Raw genomic sequence first — 2,133 nt, forward strand, 5'->3', positions numbered from 1 at the left:
CCCCTTATCGACAAGGTTGCTGACGGGGCTGTTGTCAGCCGCCTGGTGGAGGTGCTCCCGGAAGAACTGGACGCGCTCGACGGCGGCCTTCTGGCCGTTATTGCCGACGGCGACCTCCTCCCGCAGGCAACTGCAGCACTTCGTGCGGTGTACGGCAGGCGCATCGGCAGCGGTGCCGGCAGCTACGAACAGGACATCGTGGTCATCAGCCCGCGCGAGGCCAAGGGCCTGGAGTTCGATGGCGTGGTGGTCCTGGAGCCATCCATGATGCTCAACCACGAGCACGGCCGGGTCGGCGACCTGTACGTTGCCATGACCAGGCCAACCCAGCGGCTCCGGCTCATCGCTGCAGCCGGCATTCCTGCGGGGATCGAACACTAAGCTGAGCAGCCTCCTGTGGACGCCCGGTACCGTATGTTTCGGCGCCGGGCGTTCCCAATCCTGCTAACTTAGAGTCGTGCCAGAACTCAACGATCTCGAATCCCAGCAGAACGATCCCACCTTCGCCAACGTGTGGCAGGAACTGAAGTGGCGTGGTCTTGTCCACGTGTCCACGGATGAAGAGGAACTGGAAAAGCTCCTCGCCGGTGAGCCGTTCACCTATTACTGCGGGTTCGATCCCACAGCGCCGAGCCTGCACCTGGGGAACCTGGTCCAGCTCCTCCTGATGCGCCGCCTCCAGCTGGCAGGCCACAAGCCGCTGGGTCTGGTGGGTGGCTCCACGGGGCTGATCGGTGATCCGCGTCCGACGGCGGAACGCACCCTCAATACCAAGGACACGGTCAACGAATGGGTGGGTTACCTGCAGGCGCAGGTCCGCCGGTTCCTGAGCTTCGAGGGCCCCAGCGCGGCGCGCATGGTCAACAACCTCGACTGGACCGCACCGCTGAGCGCCATCGACTTCCTGCGCGAAATCGGAAAGCACTACCGCGTCGGCACAATGCTCCGCAAGGATGCTGTTGCCTCCAGGCTGAGTTCGGATGAGGGCATCAGCTACACCGAGTTCAGCTACCAGATCCTGCAGGGCATGGATTACCTCCAGCTCTTCCGTGACTATGACTGCGTCCTGCAGACCGGCGGCTCGGACCAGTGGGGCAACCTCACCAGCGGCACGGAACTCATCCGCAAGGTGGAGGGCAAGACCGTCCACGCCCTGGGCACGCCCCTGATCACCAACTCGGACGGCACCAAATTCGGCAAGAGTGAAGGCAACGCCATCTGGCTCGACGCCGGCATGTGCAGCCCGTACGCCTTCTACCAGTTCTGGCTCAACACCGCTGATGCTGACGTTGTGGACAGGCTCAAGGTATTCACCTTCCTGAGCCGGGCCGAGATCGAAGCTTTGGGCACGTCCGTGGCCGAACGTCCGTTTGCCCGCGAGGGCCAGCGGAAGCTGGCGTACCAAGTGACGTCCCTGGTGCACGGGGTGGAGGCAACAGAGAAGGTCATCGCCGCCTCCGCTGCGCTCTTCGGCAATGGAGACCTCGCCGCACTGGACAAGCCGACGCTTGAAGCAGCCACGTCCGAACTTCCGTCGGCACGCGTCCTGGTGGACGGCCTGGGCATTGTGGACCTGTTGGTGGCATCCGGTCTCTCCGAAAGTAAGTCCGCAGCCCGGCGGACCGTCGGTGAAGGCGGGGCCTACGTCAACAACGAGAAGGTCTCAGATCCTGAGGCGGTCATCTCTGAGTCCGAGCTGCTGCATGGCCAGTACCTTCTTCTGCGCCGCGGCAAGAAGAACCTCGCCACGGTGGAAGTACTGGTTCCGTAGCCCTTTCCGAGTCCCTTTGCACGCTCCTCCGAAGCCGATTTGCACGGCCGCGGGGGAGCGTGTATTGTTTTCTGAGTCGCCGCCGCTGAGTGGCGACAAACCCCCTTCACAAGAGAAGCAATTCTTCATGTGCACAGCACGTAAATGATGAAAAGCTTCACTTTTGGCTGGGCGGATTCATTCCACCAGGTGAATATCGGGAAAATAACCCGGATTTGCAAAGTGAATAAGGATGAAATAAGCTAGAAACATCGCAGCGAAGAAATACGAAATAAGAATTCATTGAAATGAATTGTTTCGGGACTATTCGAATGTGTCTGTTGTTTGAGAACTCAATAGTGTGCCAAGTTTGTTGATACCAA

Annotated in this window: 1 protein-coding gene and 1 pseudogene; both read left to right on the forward strand. The window is 60.5% G+C overall.

The features are described 5' to 3' along the window. A pseudogene (locus DBR22_RS11095) lies at positions 1-381 on the forward strand (ATP-binding domain-containing protein); the annotation flags it as partial. Between the two features lie 76 nt (positions 382-457). After that, complete coding sequence (gene tyrS / locus DBR22_RS11100) at positions 458-1,771, forward strand: tyrosine--tRNA ligase (protein ID WP_108599062.1); 1,314 nt, start codon at positions 458-460, stop codon at positions 1,769-1,771. Positions 1,772-2,133 lie beyond the last annotated feature (362 nt).

The organism is Arthrobacter sp. HMWF013 (assembly GCF_003061105.1).
GTDB lineage: Bacteria > Actinomycetota > Actinomycetes > Actinomycetales > Micrococcaceae > Arthrobacter.